Source organism: Mesorhizobium sp. B2-8-3, from assembly GCF_006440815.1.
GTDB lineage: Bacteria > Pseudomonadota > Alphaproteobacteria > Rhizobiales > Rhizobiaceae > Mesorhizobium.
This window is the reverse complement of sequence record NZ_VFTW01000003.1, coordinates 94,643-108,909: the sequence shown is the minus strand read 5'-3', so window position 1 is coordinate 108,909 and position 14,267 is coordinate 94,643. Positions and strand designations below refer to the sequence as shown.

The following is a 14,267-nucleotide window of genomic DNA, read 5'->3' as shown; positions in this document are numbered from 1 at the left end:
GTTTCGAGACGCTTAGAACGGGATCTCGTCGTCCAGCTCGCGCGACGAGCCGCCGCCACCGCCGCCCCTGGAACCGCCGCCGCCACGGCCTTCATTCGGACCGGACTGGCCGAAATCCGAGCCACGGCTGCTGCCGCCGCCGGAATAGTTGCCGACCTGGCCGCCGCCGCCCTCGCCGCGCGCGTCGAGCATCTGCAACTCGCCCCGGAATTTCTGCAGCACGACCTCGGTCGTGTATTTGTCGGCACCGGTCTGGTCTTGCCATTTGCGGGTTTGCAGCTGGCCCTCGACATAGACCTTCATGCCCTTCTTCAGATACTGCTCGGCCACCTTGGCGAGCTGGTCGTTGAAAATGACGACGTTATGCCACTCGGTCTTTTCCTTACGCTCGCCCGAGTTCTTGTCGCGCCAGCTTTCCGACGTGGCGATGCGAATGTTGACGACCGGATCACCGGAATTCAGGCGGCGGATTTCAGGATCCGCTCCGAGATTGCCGACCAGAATGACCTTGTTGACGCTACCCGCCATCTTACTTCTCCGCGCTCATCCGAAACAAATTTTAGGTCGCTCACCTTACAGCCTGCGGGTCGCCGCCGCCCGCAAAGGCTGGCTTTTCCCACAAGGTTTTTGTTCTCTTTTCGTTCTAGTCCTGGCCGCAGCCTCTGTCAAGGAATGTCAGCAACAGGTAGTATTCCTGCGCAGGAAACAAGGGGGACATCGGAATGAACATTGTTTCGCATGAGGATCAGCCGCGCGAAACGTGGCGAGCCGGAGTCGAAACCCGCATGCATGTTGCCGCCGTCAATGGCGCGACCGGCCTTTGTATATTCGAGCAGTGGGTCGGATCAGGTACCGGCGCGCCGACGCACGCGCACACGGTCGAGGAAGTGCTGACGGTGATTGCCGGCGAAGCCGAAATGTGGATCGACGACCGACGCGCCGGGCTCACGGCCGGGCAGTCGCTGATCATTCCCGCGCACTGCAAACATGGCTTTCGAAACGTCGGTTCCGGCACGCTTCACATCCAAGCCGTGCTCGCATCGCCGGTGTTCGAGGCAAGCTTCGACGGAGCCGCGGCGCCGGTGAGACGCTGGACATCTTAAAACAACACTTGCCAAATCAATAAGTATCGGCTTATGCTTTTATCATGATCGAAGCAGAGATTTTCCGCGCCCTGGCCGACCCGACGCGACGCGCCGTCTACGAGCGGCTGACCGCCGGCGAGATGAGCGTGAGCGAACTGCGCGCCGGCATGAGCGTGTCGCAGCCGGCGGTCTCCCAGCACCTTGCCGTGTTGCGCGGCGCCGGCCTGGTGGTCGAGCGGCGCGCCGGCCGCAACGCCTATTACCGCGCCGATCCGCAAGGGCTCGACCCGCTGCTCGGCTGGATCGAACGCTACCGCGCCTTCTGGCCGGAACGCATCGAGAAGTTGAAGACCGTTCTGAAGGGAATGGACCAATGACCAAAGCAGGGAACCCGACAGCGGCCGAGGCGCCGCTCAGCTTCGAATGCGACCTCCCCGAGCCGCCGGAAAAAGTCTGGCGGGCACTGACCGAGCCGGAGCTGCTCGCCGCCTGGATGATGCCGAACGACATGAAGGCGGAAGCCGGCAGCCGCTTCGCCTTTGCCGGCCCGGATGCGCCGATCGAATGCGAGGTGCTCGAGGCCGAGCCCGGCAGGCTGCTGCGCTATTCCTGGCGCGAGCGGCCTGGCGCGGACGATGGCGAACTCCCGGCCTTCGACAGCATCGTCACCTTCACGCTGGCGCGCACCGCTTCCGGCGGCACGCATCTCAGCATCGTCCATGACGGCTTCGCGCAGGCAGCGCAGCCTCTCGTCGCCATCTCGGGCGCCGGCTGCGGTCTTTCGCTCGATGCGCGCAAAAATCCAATCGCCGCCAATGCGCCCCGCATGATGCTGCGCGCGGCCTGATCAGATCGAGGAGAAAAGCGATGAGCATTGCCAATCTGGTGCCGATGGTGATCGAGCAGTCGAGCCGCGGCGAACGCGCCTTCGACATATTTTCGCGGCTGCTGCGCGAGCGCATCGTCTTCATCAACGGGGAAATCAACGACAGCGTCTCGGCGCTGGTCTGCGCGCAGCTCCTGTCGCTGGAATCCGATCATCCCGACAAGGAGATCTCCATCTACATCAACTCGCCCGGCGGCATGGTGACCAGCGGCTTCGCCATCTACGACACCATGCAATACATCTCCTGCCCGGTGTCGACGGTGTGCATGGGTTTTGCCGCCTCGATGGGCTCCTTCCTTTTGATGGCCGGCAACCCGGGACGGCGCATCGCGCTGCCCAACACCCGCATCGTGCTGCACCAGCCGCTTGGCGGCTTCCAGGGCCAGGCTTCCGACATCCAGCGCCATGCCGAGGACATCGTGCGCACCAAGCAGCATATGACCGAGCTCTACGCCAAGCATTGCGGCCGGACCTATGAGGAGGTCGAGCGCACCCTCGACCGCGACTATTTCATGAGCGCCGCGGAAGCGAAGGACTGGGGTCTCGTCGACCACGTCTACGACACGCGCAAGAAAGCTGCCTGATATCGCGGGCCGGACGCGCGGCAAATTGATCGCCCTGCGTCTGGCTCCGCTCCAGCCGCGCCTCTATAGTTCGGGCATGCCCAAGCTGCTGCAAACCAGACATTTGTGCGTTGCCGCCGCCGCGCTTGCCGGCGCGCTGACGGCCGGCACCGCGCTTGCCGACGACAGCTCGTCGCAGAAGCTGCCCGGCGTCAGCGGCGACTACCGTATCGCCAAGCCGGCGCCGCAACCGGAACCGGACGACGCCCTGCCGGCCGGCAACGACGGCTCCTTCAGGATCGGCAACACCGATGTCAGGATCGGCGGCGGCATAACGATCGACATGACCACGGGCGGCATGAAGCTGCCGAACCACTGAGCGTCCTGCCCCGGAAATTTGTCGGATTGGGTGGTGCCCTCAGCACAGTCGGCGCCTGTGGCGCAGGCCAAAGAACGCAAGAGCGCAAAAATGTAAGCCCCATCCCTGCTGCGCAGATGGATGGGGCTTCATGGATCTGAAATCCAACTTTAGCCGGGAGTGGACTGCCGGCGTTCTGTTTCGGATGCAACGCGGCGTTCAACCGACGATCCGACTATCGTCTCTAATTGTAGGGAATCGGCAAGTCACGGTTTGTCGGGCTGGCGTTTCAAGTCTGCCCTGGCACTTATGCCCGCCGCGGCTCCATCTCCGTGTGGAGCCTCAAGGGACTGTCCGGTGGCGTCATGCTCCGCTCCTGGGTCCGTTGCGACAATGTCGTTCGAAGCGCTAATCGCTATCGCCTGCGGCGTCTCGCAGGCCGCCAGTTGGGCGGCGAGGCCATCGAAAGACGGCCAGCTTCGTTGACGCTTTCGAGACTGCTCCCCCCAGTCCGACACGTCAACCGTTGAATAGCCGGTTACCGAAAAATGTGATCGCGGAGGTTACGTCCAGGTAAGTCGAGCGCCTTCGTGAACCGGTTCGGACGCGGCGCAGGCGCTCTCTGTTTCCACAGTTTTGTCAGGAGCGTGTTCGGCCTTTGTTCTTTCAGCTTGCCCGCTCGCGCGAAAGGCGGTTAAACGCTTGTTGTCGAGATGTGTGGCGTCACTCGACTTGGCGGCGAAACCACCTACATAAGGGATGGCCGGGGAAAACCCGCCAATCCACCACATTCCAGACTTGAGGCGGCGACCGGCGATGGCCGACCATAAATACCTTTCCATTCGCGGGGCGCGCGAACACAATCTCAAGAACATCGATCTCGACCTGCCGCGCGACAGCCTGATCGTGATGACCGGACTGTCGGGCTCCGGTAAGTCGTCGCTCGCCTTCGACACCATCTATGCCGAGGGCCAGCGCCGCTATGTCGAGAGCCTGTCGGCCTATGCCCGCCAGTTCCTGGAGATGATGCAGAAGCCGGACGTCGACCAGATCGACGGCCTGTCGCCCGCCATCTCGATCGAGCAGAAGACCACCTCGAAGAACCCGCGCTCGACGGTCGGAACGGTCACCGAAATCTACGACTACATGCGCCTGCTGTTCGCGCGTGTCGGCATTCCCTATTCGCCGGCCACCGGCCTGCCGATCGAGAGCCAGACGGTCAGCCAGATGGTCGACCGCGTGCTCGCGCTCGACGAAGGCACGCGCCTGTTCCTGCTGGCGCCGATCGTGCGCGGTCGCAAGGGCGAGTACCGCAAGGAACTGCTTGAGCTGCAGAAGAAGGGCTTCCAGCGCGTCAAGGTCGACGGCGTCTTCTACGAGATCGCCGACGTGCCGGCGCTGGACAAGAAGTACAAGCACGACATCGACGTCGTCGTTGACCGCATCGTCGTGCGCGGCGATCTGGCAACCCGGCTTGCGGATTCGATGGAGACCGCGCTGAAGCTTGCCGAGGGCCTTGCCGTGGCCGAGTTCGCCGACCGGCCGCTCAACGCCAGCCTGACCGGCGAGGACTCGGTCAACAAGTCGAAGAACGAGACGCATGAGCGCATTCTATTCTCGGAGAAGTTTGCCTGTCCGGTATCCGGCTTCACCATTCCGGAGATCGAGCCGAGGCTGTTCTCCTTCAACAACCCGTTCGGCGCCTGCCCGACCTGCGATGGCCTCGGCAGCCAGCGCGCCATCGATCCCAACCTCGTGGTGCCGGACGAGAACATTTCGCTGCGCGACGGCGCCATCAGCCCGTGGGCGAAGTCGACCTCGCCCTATTACGCGCAGACGCTGGAAGCGCTGGGCAAGGCTTATGGCTTCAAGCTCGGCGACAAGTTCAAGGACCTGAGCACGGAGGCGCAGGAAGCCGTGCTGCGCGGCACGGGCGAGCGCGAGATCACCTTCCAGTATGACGACGGGTTGCGCTCCTATAAGACGACCAAGACTTTCGAGGGCGTCATCCCCAATCTCGACCGGCGCTGGAAGGAAACGGAATCGGCCTGGATGCGCGAGGAGATCGAGCGCTTCATGTCGGCCACCCCCTGCCCGGCCTGCAACGGCTACCGGCTGAAGCCTGAAGCGCTGGCGGTGAAGATCGGCGGCAAACATATCGGCGAGGTCACGGAGCAGTCGATCCGCAAGGCCGATCAATGGTTCACCGATCTGCCGGCGCAGCTCAACGACAAGCAGAACGAGATCGCGGTCCGCGTGCTCAAGGAAATCCGCGAGCGGCTGCGTTTCCTCAATGATGTCGGCCTCGACTATCTGACGCTGTCGCGCAATTCCGGCACGCTGTCGGGCGGCGAGAGCCAGCGCATCCGGCTGGCCTCGCAGATCGGCTCCGGCCTGACAGGCGTGCTCTATGTGCTGGACGAGCCGTCGATCGGCCTGCACCAGCGCGACAATTCACGCTTGCTCGAAACGCTGAAGCATCTGCGCGATATCGGCAATACGGTGATCGTGGTCGAGCATGACGAGGACGCCATCCTGCATGCCGACTACGTCGTGGACATGGGCCCCGCCGCCGGCATGCATGGCGGCGAGATCATCGCTCAGGGAACGCCGCAGCAGGTGATGGCCAATCCCAATTCGATCACCGGCAAATATCTGTCGGGTGCGCTCGAAGTGGCGACGCCTGGCGTGCGGCGCGAAGCGAAGAAAAACCGGCGCATCAAGGTTGTCGGCGCGCGCGGCAACAATCTGAAGAATGTGACGGCGGAAATCCCGCTCGGCACCTTCACCGCGGTCACCGGCGTGTCGGGCGGCGGCAAGTCGACCTTCCTGATCGAGACCCTGTTCAAGGCGGCCTCGCGCCGCATCATGGGCTCGCGCGAGCATCCGGCCGAGCATGACCGCATCGAGGGGCTGGAATTCCTCGACAAGGTCATCGACATCGACCAGTCGCCGATTGGCCGTACGCCGCGCAGCAATCCCGCCACCTATACCGGCGCCTTCACGCCAATCCGCGACTGGTTCGCAGGCCTTCCGGAAGCCAAGGCGCGCGGCTACCAGCCGGGCCGCTTCTCCTTCAACGTCAAGGGCGGCCGCTGCGAGGCCTGCCAGGGCGACGGCGTCATCAAGATCGAGATGCACTTCCTGCCCGACGTCTACGTCACTTGCGACGTCTGCCACGGCAAGCGCTACAACCGCGAGACGCTGGACGTCCTATTCAAGGGCAAGTCGATCGCCGACGTGCTCGACATGACGGTCGAGGAAGGCGTCGACTTCTTCTCGGCGGTGCCGGGCGTGCGCGACAAGCTGGAGACGCTGAAGCAGGTCGGCCTCGGCTACATCCATATCGGCCAGCAGGCGACGACGCTGTCGGGCGGCGAGGCGCAACGCATCAAGCTCGCCAAGGAATTGTCGCGCAAGGCGACCGGCAAGACGCTCTACATCCTCGACGAGCCGACCACCGGACTGCACTTCCACGACGTCGCCAAGCTGCTTGAAGTGCTGCACGAGCTGGTCGACCAGGGCAACACGGTGGTGGTGATCGAGCACAATCTCGAGGTGATCAAGACCGCCGACTGGGTGCTCGACCTCGGCCCCGAGGGCGGCGACGGCGGCGGCGAGCTGGTGGCGTCGGGCACCCCGGAAGCGATCGTGCGCGAAAAGCGCAGCTACACCGGCCAGTTCCTGAAGGAGCTTCTGGAGCGGCGCCCCGGAGGCAAACGCGAAGCGGCAGAGTGATGGCAGGGAACGGCCTGATCTCCGTCGAAAGCCGCTTCGGCGTCACAGAGACGATCGATAGGCTCGTTGACGCCACCACGCGCGCCGGATTGCGCGTCTTCGCACGGATCGACCATGCCGCCGGCGCGCGTGAGATCGGTGCGCCGCTGCGCCCGACCGAATTGCTTATCTTCGGCCATCCGAAAGGCGGCACGCCGTTGATGCAGGACAAGCAAACAGCCGGCATCGACCTGCCGATCAAGGCGCTGGCCTGGGAGGACGAGCAGGGCAAGGTCTGGCTGTCCTACAACGACGCGCAGTGGCTGGCGGAGCGCCATGGCCTTGGCAACGCCAGCCGCGACGCCGTTGCGACGATTGCGGCAAGCATGAAAAAGGTTGTCGCGGCCGCTGCCGGAGTGGACCAATCATGAGACTGGCCCGCCCCGACGATCTCGCCGCCGTCGTCGCGCTAACCGCCGAAGCCTATGCGCCTTACACGTCCATCTTCGGCGGACCGCCGGTCCCGGTCACCGAGGATTATGCGCCGCGCATCGAGCGCGGCGAGGTCTGGCTGCTGGAAGAAGGCTCACAGCTCGCCGGATTGATCGTCATCGAGCGTCATCCCGACCACGCCATGATCTTCAGCGTCGCCGTCGCGCCGGCTTTCCAGGGCCGGAAGCTCGGCATTGCACTATTGGCCTTCGCCGACGAGCAAGCGCGGTCATGGGGCGTGCCGGAGGTGCGGCTCTATACCAATTCGCGCATGGAGCGGAACATCGCGCTCTATGCGGCCTACGGCTATCGCGAAACGGGTCGCCGGCCCAACCCGTACCGATCAGGATGGATCCTGGTCGATATGGCTAAGCCGGTCGACCGAGCGGCCTGATCGCATTTCAACGGAGGAGGAAGACGATGAGCCAAGGAAAGATCCGCTCCGGCATGGGCGGCTGGACTTTTGAGCCCTGGGATACCTCCTTCTATCCGGAGAAGCTCGCCAAGGCCAAACAGCTGCACTATGCCAGCCGCCAAGTGCCGAGCATCGAGGTCAATGGCACCTACTATTCCAGCTTCAAGGAACCGACTTTCGTCAAGTGGGCCAACGACGCGCCGGACGGCTTCGTCTTCTCGCTCAAGGGCAACCGCTTCGTCACCAACCGCCGCGTGCTTGGCGAGGCGGGAGAGTCGATGATGCGCTTCCTCGGCTCTGGCGTCGCCGCGCTCGGCGACAAGCTCGGCCCAATCCTGTGGCAGTTCGCGCCGACCAAGAAATTCGACGCCGATGACTTCGAGGCCTTTCTCAAGCTTCTGCCGGAAAAGCAGGACGGCGTGGTGCTTCGCCATGCGCTCGAAGTGCGCAACGACAGCTTCATCGTGCCCGAGTTCCCGGCGCTCGCCCGAAAATACAAGGCCGCGATCGTCTATGCCGACCACGCCAAATATCCGGCGATCGCCGACGTCACCAGCGACTTCGTCTATGCGCGGCTGCAGACCGGCAGCGACGACAACCCCGACTGCTACACGCCGAAAGGCCTGGACGAATGGGCGGGACGGGTGAAGACATGGGCACAAGGCAAGCAACCCGCCGACTTGCCGCGCGCCGATCCCAAGACCGATGCTCCGGTCAAGCCGCGCGACGTGTTCGCCTACTTCATCACCGAGGGCAAGGTGCGCGCGCCGTTCGGCGCCATGGCGCTGATGAAGCGGGTAACCGATTGAGGCGAGCCTTCACTGCGGCCATATCCTTTTGTTTGAGCATCGGATCCTGCCTGCCTGGCGTCGGCTGCGCCTTGCCTCCGGCAGCTTCGTCGGAACTTACGGGGCGTCTTGACCGTTTTGCCTTTCTCGCCGGGAGCAGGTTTCCATAGCGGTTGAGCGTCGCGGAACAATGGCCCGGGCTCCGGCATCGGGAGAGCCCGAAGAAAGCGAGGTGATATGGCTGTCATCCTCATCGGGGCATTGCTCATTGTCGCCGGCATTGTGTACATGGCGGGTGCGGTCCTGAGGCGCGGGGAACTTAGCGATCCGGCACCTGCAGCATCCGATCGCCCGATGCCAAACCTCACAACGCCTGGCCCGACGCTTGAGCCACGCCGGCGCGGCCTCGGTTTCCTCGGCCTCTCACAGAACTGGCCGGGTCTGCTGATGATGGGGATCGGCATCATCCTGCTATTGTTGGTGGCGGTTTTCTGAATTAATGGCATCTTCACCGCTATCGTAACGTAATCGATACTTCCTTGCCGCACTAATGCACGCACGACAGGTTGCAGAGACCCGGCGGCGGCAAGGGCGAGTGCATGCTTCTCGACTACAATTCATTGCTGCTGGCCGTCGGCTTCTCCGCAGCCTGCCTCAGCCTCACACTGTTCGGAACATGGCTGACCGCCCGTTCCGACAAATTCCTGCTGACTTGGGCGATCAGCGTGCTGGTCGTCGTGGCCGAGGTCTTTGCCTACGAGGCTTATATTGAGAGACCCGGAACGGCCCTTGGCGTGCTGACGCTGGCGCTGCTGCTGCTCTGCTTTTCCGTGATGCTTGGCGCTGCCCATCAATTCAGGACAAGACGCTCGCCCTTGCCGTTTATCGCGCTTGGCGTCGGCATTTCCTATGCTCTCGCCTTGCCGCCCATGGCGATCGGCTATGACGGGCTGGGCTTCATACTGGAAAACGCCCTGGCCGCGCTGCTGCTGTTCGGCACCGCGTATCAATATTGGCGGAGTCGCGCGGAGGCCCCCGTCCACCTCATCGGCGTGGCGCTGCTCTATTCACTGACAGCCGCATCCTTCGTGCTGTGCGCGGCCGTGCTGGCATGGGACGGCAAACTCGTCCTCGGGCATGCGCCGAGCAATTGGGCGGAGGATCTGAGCCTTGTCATCGTCATCGCCTCCATGACCGGCATCGGCGCATTGTCGCTGGCGCTCAACCAGGGGCGGCTAGCCCGCCATCATCAGCGCGAGGCGCAGACCGATGCCTTGACCGGGTTGCTCAACCGCCGCGCGTTGTTCGACCTTCACGGCAAGACACCCGTCGGCGCTTTCACGGCCGTGGTGGTGTTTGACCTCGACGGCTTCAAGGCGGTCAATGACCAGTTCGGTCACGCTGCGGGAGACGAGGTGCTGAAGGTCTTTGCCGAAGTGCTCTCCGCCGATCTGCGCCCGAGCGACTCGGTTGCCCGCATGGGCGGCGAGGAATTCGCCATGGTGTTGAGGCGCACCTTGCCCGAGACAGCCGAGGCGACGGCCGAACGTGTCAGGGCCGCCTTCGCCGCGCGCACGGTGGAGACAGAGACCGGGCCATTGCGCTGCACGGTCAGCGCCGGCTTCGCCTTCGGCAGCACGGACGGCATGAGCTTCGACAAAGTGCTCAGGGCCGCCGACAAGGCGCTCTATGCCGCCAAGCGAGACGGCCGCAACCGCGTGCTCGCAGCAGCACTGCGCCGCGCGGGCTAGCTGTCGCTCGCAACCGTTACCTATTCGTCGGCATCGATCTCGCAGGCTTGCACGATCTTCGGGAGGTAACTCTGGCAGAAGTCGAGATATGCCCTGACGATAGTCGATCGGTGGCGCTGTGGCGGATACAGCAGATTGATTGACCATTCGGGCAAGGGATACTGCTGTAGCAGCCTCACCAGGCGCTTCTCGCGAATGGGCGTGGCCGCCAGGAACGGCGGCAACTCTGTCACAACATCGCCGCCGAGCGCACGACTAAACAGGTGGTGATAGTCATTGGTGGACAGAATCGCGTTCGGTTCAATGACATGGTCGCCCAATTGCCAGCGGACAGGAGTATCGACGCGCGAGGCCCACACCGCGCACGGCAAGCGATGAAGCGCATCGGGATCGACCGGCATACCGAAACGCTCGACCAACTTTGGGCTGGCGACGAGAATATTGCGGACTGACATCATCTGTCGCGCCACCATGCCCTCGTGAACGATCGCGCCGACCCTTAGGGAAATATCGATACCGTCCTCGATCAGGTCCAGCCGACGTTCGGTTGAGTAGACATAGATCTGTATGTCCGGATAGCGATGCTGGAAGGCGGCGAGCAAATCCCACCATGGCTGGACCGTCGGCGGAAAAGACAGCCGCAAACGTCCTCTCAACTGGGCCTGGTCGCTCACCACAGCCTGCTCTGCCTCCAGCAATGCCTCGACACCGCGAGCGGCGTGCTCGTACAGCCTCATGCCAGCGTCAGTCAGTCTGGTGCCGCGTGCCGAGCGGGCCAACAACTGCACGTTGAGCTGCCGCTCCAGTTCCCGGACACGGCGGCTCAGTGTTGGAAGGGGTATTCCGAGACGAGTCGCTGCCGCCGACAGGCTGCCCGCCTGGACGACCGCAACAAACATCCGCGTAGCGTTCAAATCCATGCGGCATGCCTACCATATTTGATAGGATGGCTGTCAAGGCTGACTGTTCACTTCCACATCTGGCCGGCGTAGCAAACCCGGGATCGTAAGATCTCCGACCCGGAGGGCACTATGAAGAAGGCCGGCATCAGGATTTTGATAGGCATGTCATTGTTGCTAGCGAGTTCCGTCACGTCGGCACAGGCGAGTCCTTCGACAGCCCAAGCCGTCACATTCGAAAACTATAACCGCGCGCAGACCGATGTTTATTTCGCCGGGGTGGTCAAGAGCGGCGGCTTCGGGAAGTTGCGGCATGGCCGCGAGCTCGCCCCTCCCGTGCAGCAAGGCATTGTTCGCCCCAACCGCGACACGCTGTACTCGTTTGTGATTGTCGATCTCGACGCCGGGCCGGCGACCATTACGCTGCCGGACGCGGGCAGGCGCTTCATGGGGCTACAGGTCGTCAATGAAGATCAATACACCCGGGCCACTTTCTACGATGCCGGCAGTTACACGCTAACCCGGGATACGATCGGCACTCGCTATGCGATTGCCGTCGTGCGTTTCCTTGTCAACTACACGAATAAGGCAGATATCGAACAGGTTCACGCGCTGCAGGATAGGGTGCAATTCTCTCAGGAAGGGACAGGCACGTTCGACGTCCCCAACTGGGACGAGGCAAGCCTCAAGAAAGTGCAGGCGGCGCTCTTGCAGTTGGGAACGACAGTTTCCGACACGCGCCGCATGTTTGGCGCCAGTGAAGATCAGGTCGACCCCGTCAAGCATCTGATCGGAAGCGCCATGCTTTGGGGCGGGGCTCCCGAGAAGGACTCTCTCTATCTTCCGACGACGCCTGCGCGGAACGACGGCGCCACGATCCACAAATTGACGGTTGGGGAAGTGCCTGTCGACGGCTTCTGGTCACTCACCGTCTACAACAAGGAAGGCTATCTCCAGCCCAACAAGGATAACGCCTATTCGGTGAACAGCCTCACCGCGAAAAAAGGGGCTGACGGTGCCGTCAGCATCCAGTTCGGCGGGTGCGACGGCCAGGTCCTGAATTGTCTGCCGATCACACCCGGTTGGAACTACACGGTGCGCCTCTTTCGACCGCGGGCAGAAATCATCGACGGCAGGTGGTTATTTCCGTTGGCGCGACCTGAGAGTTGAGGTTGGCACTCGTTTCATCTGCAGTCGAGATTGAACGCAAGCCGTCAATGGTGTGAGATCACTTCGTTGAAGGCGTCGAGATCGACATAGAAAACCTTGGTGATCTCATCCAGGACATGATCCTCGTCATAGCCTTGCGACATCAGGATGTTGATCGCGGTCATGATATCGACGCGCTCGGTGAGACGCCGCTTTTGGTAGTCCTCGACAAAACGTTCCATCGCCGTCCCCTGGCAAGATTCTTTTTGGACGCGTTGACCGACAATCACTGCGGGGAAAGCTAAGCAGGCTTGCTTGCGTGGAACTTGCGGGTGGTGTCCGCGCGCCTTCCCCCTCATTCGCGACTGATACGGAAAGCGGCCGACTCACCAAGGCCAAGAAAAGATTAGCATGCGGTATTCGACGCACCAGAGCCGTCGAACACTTCGTCATCCTTGGGCGCAGTGACGCGAAGCGGAGCGAAGACCTGAGGATCCATTCCGTTACTTCGAAGCGTCACTAACGGCGCAAAACGTAGGGCGGCAGGAGCGAGGTTGAACGGCTATTATTCTGCACCGCCGCATCATCCGGCATCGGTGCGCGGCGTCGCTGCGCTCCTTGCTTCGCTAAAGGATGACGACCGGCGCTACACTGTCAGGAACTTCCGCACATCCGCCCTGTCGAGGTCCTCGGCCGGACCGGTATGCACGATCTGGCCGCGATCCATGATGTTGACCTCGTCGGCAAGCTCCCGGCAGAAGTCGAGATATTGCTCGACCAGAAGCACCGCGATCCCCGCCTGGTCGCGCAGATAGCGGATGGCGCGGCCGATATCCTTTATGATCGAAGGCTGGATGCCTTCGGTGGGCTCATCGAGCACCAGGAGCTTGGGCCGCATCACCAGCGCCCGGCCTATGGCGAGTTGCTGCTGCTGCCCGCCGGAAAGGTCGCCGCCGCGGCGCGACAGCATCTGCTTCAAGACCGGGAACAGCTCGAAGACATGTGCCGGAACACTACGGTCTGCACGCCTGAGCGGCGCGAAACCGGATTCCAGGTTCTCGCGCACCGTCAGCAGCGGAAAGACCTCCCTGCCCTGCGGCACGAATGCGATGCCCGACCGGGCGCGATCATACGCCGCGCTCCGGTCGAGCGCCTTCCCCTCGAAGGCAACGCTTCCGCTCGTCAGCCGGTGATGGCCGACGATCGATCTCATCAAACTTGTCTTGCCGACGCCGTTGCGGCCGAGCACGCAGGTGATCTTGCCGGCACCGGCCTTCAGCGAAACGCCACGCAGCGCCTGGGCGGCGCCGTAATGCAGCGTGGCATTGGAGACTTCGAGCATGGTTCAGCCCCTTCTCCAGCGCTTCAAAAAAGCGAAATCGAAACGATGGAACGGAACCCGCCAGATCATCCTTCACCGCCCCAGATAGACTTCGACGACGCGCTCGTCCGCCGAGACGAAATCGAGCGTGCCTTCCGACAGCACCGAGCCCTCGTGCAGGCAGGTGACCTTGACGCCGAGCTCTCGCACGAAATGCATGTCGTGCTCGACGACCACCACCGAATGGTCGCGGGCGATATCCTTGAGCAGGCGAGCGGTCTCCTCGGTCTCGGCATCGGTCATGCCGGCGACCGGTTCATCGACGAGGAGAAGCTTCGGGTCCTGCGCCAAGAGCATGCCGATCTCCAGCCATTGCTTCTGGCCGTGGCTCAGATTGGCGGCGAACTCGTCGCGCTTGTCGCCGAGACGGATGATGCCGAGTATGTCGTCGACGCGCCGTGTCTCGGCGGCCGAGCGGCGATGGAACAGCGCCGGGAAGATCGAGCGCGGCCCCTTCAGCGCCAGCATGAGATTGTCCTCGACGCTGTGGCTTTCGAAGACGGTCGGCTTCTGGAATTTGCGGCCGATGCCCATCATGGCGATCTCGGCCTCGTCATGCCGGGTGAGATCGACCTGGCCGTCGAAGAACACTTCGCCTTCGTCGGGCCGTGTCTTGCCGGTGACGATGTCCATCATCGTCGTCTTGCCGGCGCCATTGGGCCCGATGATCGCTCGCATTTCGCCCTTGTCGAGCACCAGCGATAGATTGTTGATGGCGCGAAAACCGTCGAAGGAGACCGACACGCCGTCGAGATAAAGGATGGTGTTGGACTTGCTCATGGA

17 protein-coding genes are annotated in these 14,267 nt (G+C 62.7%); 12 read left to right on the top strand and 5 right to left on the bottom strand.

Features of this window, described 5'->3' with window-relative positions; translation table 11 throughout:
• Positions 1-12 precede the first annotated feature (12 nt).
• Positions 13-528 carry a single-stranded DNA-binding protein gene (locus tag FJ418_RS05750; protein WP_140864209.1) on the bottom strand — a complete coding sequence of 172 codons (516 nt, stop codon included), beginning with the start codon at positions 526-528 and terminating at the stop codon, positions 13-15.
• A 194-nt stretch (positions 529-722) separates the two neighbouring features.
• Between FJ418_RS05750 and FJ418_RS05745 the strand changes: the two genes are divergently transcribed.
• The 11 genes from FJ418_RS05745 to FJ418_RS05695 all read left to right on the top strand — a co-directional run bounded on the left by FJ418_RS05745 (position 723) and on the right by FJ418_RS05695 (position 10,055).
• Positions 723-1,103 (top strand): cupin domain-containing protein, encoded by a 381-nt coding sequence (locus tag FJ418_RS05745; protein WP_246682949.1) that lies wholly within the window; start codon positions 723-725, stop codon positions 1,101-1,103.
• Between the two features lie 44 nt (positions 1,104-1,147).
• Positions 1,148-1,462, top strand: coding sequence for a metalloregulator ArsR/SmtB family transcription factor (locus tag FJ418_RS05740; protein ID WP_140642883.1), 315 nt, complete (start codon positions 1,148-1,150; stop codon positions 1,460-1,462).
• Entirely contained in the window at positions 1,459-1,932 is a 474-nt protein-coding gene (locus FJ418_RS05735) for an SRPBCC domain-containing protein (protein WP_140864207.1), read from the top strand. Before FJ418_RS05740 ends, FJ418_RS05735 begins: the two co-directional genes overlap by 4 nt.
• A gap of 20 nt (positions 1,933-1,952) precedes the next feature.
• Entirely contained in the window at positions 1,953-2,555 is a 603-nt protein-coding gene (locus tag FJ418_RS05730; protein ID WP_140642887.1) for an ATP-dependent Clp protease proteolytic subunit, read from the top strand.
• Between the two features lie 76 nt (positions 2,556-2,631).
• Complete coding sequence (locus FJ418_RS05725) at positions 2,632-2,913, top strand: hypothetical protein (protein ID WP_140864602.1); 282 nt, start codon at positions 2,632-2,634, stop codon at positions 2,911-2,913.
• Between the two features lie 795 nt (positions 2,914-3,708).
• Positions 3,709-6,630 (top strand): excinuclease ABC subunit UvrA, encoded by a 2,922-nt coding sequence (gene uvrA / locus FJ418_RS05720; RefSeq protein ID WP_140864205.1) that lies wholly within the window; start codon positions 3,709-3,711, stop codon positions 6,628-6,630.
• The gene (locus tag FJ418_RS05715; RefSeq protein ID WP_140652997.1) at positions 6,630-7,040 is read left to right on the top strand and encodes a DUF302 domain-containing protein; all 411 of its coding nucleotides are present in this window, start codon (positions 6,630-6,632) and stop codon (positions 7,038-7,040) included. Before uvrA ends, FJ418_RS05715 begins: the two co-directional genes overlap by 1 nt.
• On the top strand, positions 7,037-7,495 hold the full coding sequence (locus FJ418_RS05710) for a GNAT family N-acetyltransferase (protein WP_140864204.1): 459 nt from the start codon (positions 7,037-7,039) through the stop codon (positions 7,493-7,495). The genes FJ418_RS05715 and FJ418_RS05710 overlap by 4 nt, the downstream gene beginning before the upstream one ends.
• A gap of 26 nt (positions 7,496-7,521) precedes the next feature.
• Positions 7,522-8,325 carry a DUF72 domain-containing protein gene (locus FJ418_RS05705; protein WP_140864202.1) on the top strand — a complete coding sequence of 268 codons (804 nt, stop codon included), beginning with the start codon at positions 7,522-7,524 and terminating at the stop codon, positions 8,323-8,325.
• Positions 8,326-8,541: 216 nt separating this feature from the next.
• Positions 8,542-8,799: a hypothetical protein gene (locus tag FJ418_RS05700; RefSeq protein WP_140864200.1), complete on the top strand. Its 258-nt coding sequence runs from the start codon at positions 8,542-8,544 to the stop codon at positions 8,797-8,799.
• A gap of 104 nt (positions 8,800-8,903) precedes the next feature.
• Positions 8,904-10,055 (top strand): GGDEF domain-containing protein, encoded by a 1,152-nt coding sequence (locus FJ418_RS05695; protein WP_140864199.1) that lies wholly within the window; start codon positions 8,904-8,906, stop codon positions 10,053-10,055.
• Between the two features lie 20 nt (positions 10,056-10,075).
• On the opposite strand, the gene FJ418_RS05690 is transcribed toward FJ418_RS05695, so the two are convergent.
• Complete coding sequence (locus tag FJ418_RS05690; RefSeq protein WP_140864197.1) at positions 10,076-10,975, bottom strand: LysR family transcriptional regulator; 900 nt, start codon at positions 10,973-10,975, stop codon at positions 10,076-10,078.
• A 111-nt stretch (positions 10,976-11,086) separates the two neighbouring features.
• On the opposite strand from FJ418_RS05690, the gene FJ418_RS05685 reads away from it, so the two are divergent.
• The gene (locus tag FJ418_RS05685; protein WP_140864195.1) at positions 11,087-12,124 is read left to right on the top strand and encodes a DUF1254 domain-containing protein; all 1,038 of its coding nucleotides are present in this window, start codon (positions 11,087-11,089) and stop codon (positions 12,122-12,124) included.
• A 44-nt stretch (positions 12,125-12,168) separates the two neighbouring features.
• Here the strand turns inward: FJ418_RS05685 and FJ418_RS05680 are convergent, their stop codons facing one another.
• The 3 genes from FJ418_RS05680 to urtD form a co-directional block, all read right to left on the bottom strand.
• Positions 12,169-12,345 carry a hypothetical protein gene (locus FJ418_RS05680; protein WP_140864193.1) on the bottom strand — a complete coding sequence of 59 codons (177 nt, stop codon included), beginning with the start codon at positions 12,343-12,345 and terminating at the stop codon, positions 12,169-12,171.
• Positions 12,346-12,749: 404 nt separating this feature from the next.
• On the bottom strand, positions 12,750-13,445 hold the full coding sequence (urtE, locus tag FJ418_RS05675; protein ID WP_140642909.1) for an urea ABC transporter ATP-binding subunit UrtE: 696 nt from the start codon (positions 13,443-13,445) through the stop codon (positions 12,750-12,752).
• 72 nt (positions 13,446-13,517) lie between these two features.
• Positions 13,518-14,264, bottom strand: coding sequence for an urea ABC transporter ATP-binding protein UrtD (urtD, locus tag FJ418_RS05670; RefSeq protein WP_140856888.1), 747 nt, complete (start codon positions 14,262-14,264; stop codon positions 13,518-13,520).
• Positions 14,265-14,267: the final 3 nt, after the last annotated feature.

Bases quoted from the DNA above. Each gene is read 5' to 3' on its own strand.
- FJ418_RS05735 (WP_140864207.1), top strand. From the start codon at position 1,459: ATGACCAAAGCAGGGAACCCGACAGCGGCCGAGGCGCCGCTCAGCTTC.
- FJ418_RS05695 (WP_140864199.1), top strand. From the start codon at position 8,904: ATGCTTCTCGACTACAATTCATTGCTGCTGGCCGTCGGCTTCTCCGCA.
- FJ418_RS05700 (WP_140864200.1), top strand. From the start codon at position 8,542: ATGGCTGTCATCCTCATCGGGGCATTGCTCATTGTCGCCGGCATTGTG.
- FJ418_RS05730 (WP_140642887.1), top strand. From the start codon at position 1,953: ATGAGCATTGCCAATCTGGTGCCGATGGTGATCGAGCAGTCGAGCCGC.
- urtD (WP_140856888.1), bottom strand. From the start codon at position 14,264: ATGAGCAAGTCCAACACCATCCTTTATCTCGACGGCGTGTCGGTCTCC.
- FJ418_RS05690 (WP_140864197.1), bottom strand. From the start codon at position 10,975: ATGGATTTGAACGCTACGCGGATGTTTGTTGCGGTCGTCCAGGCGGGC.
- FJ418_RS05750 (WP_140864209.1), bottom strand. From the start codon at position 528: ATGGCGGGTAGCGTCAACAAGGTCATTCTGGTCGGCAATCTCGGAGCG.
- uvrA (WP_140864205.1), top strand. From the start codon at position 3,709: ATGGCCGACCATAAATACCTTTCCATTCGCGGGGCGCGCGAACACAAT.
- FJ418_RS05715 (WP_140652997.1), top strand. From the start codon at position 6,630: ATGGCAGGGAACGGCCTGATCTCCGTCGAAAGCCGCTTCGGCGTCACA.
- FJ418_RS05705 (WP_140864202.1), top strand. From the start codon at position 7,522: ATGAGCCAAGGAAAGATCCGCTCCGGCATGGGCGGCTGGACTTTTGAG.
- FJ418_RS05725 (WP_140864602.1), top strand. From the start codon at position 2,632: ATGCCCAAGCTGCTGCAAACCAGACATTTGTGCGTTGCCGCCGCCGCG.
- urtE (WP_140642909.1), bottom strand. From the start codon at position 13,445: ATGCTCGAAGTCTCCAATGCCACGCTGCATTACGGCGCCGCCCAGGCG.
- FJ418_RS05745 (WP_246682949.1), top strand. From the start codon at position 723: ATGAACATTGTTTCGCATGAGGATCAGCCGCGCGAAACGTGGCGAGCC.
- FJ418_RS05710 (WP_140864204.1), top strand. From the start codon at position 7,037: ATGAGACTGGCCCGCCCCGACGATCTCGCCGCCGTCGTCGCGCTAACC.
- FJ418_RS05740 (WP_140642883.1), top strand. From the start codon at position 1,148: ATGATCGAAGCAGAGATTTTCCGCGCCCTGGCCGACCCGACGCGACGC.
- FJ418_RS05685 (WP_140864195.1), top strand. From the start codon at position 11,087: ATGAAGAAGGCCGGCATCAGGATTTTGATAGGCATGTCATTGTTGCTA.
- FJ418_RS05680 (WP_140864193.1), bottom strand. From the start codon at position 12,345: ATGGAACGTTTTGTCGAGGACTACCAAAAGCGGCGTCTCACCGAGCGC.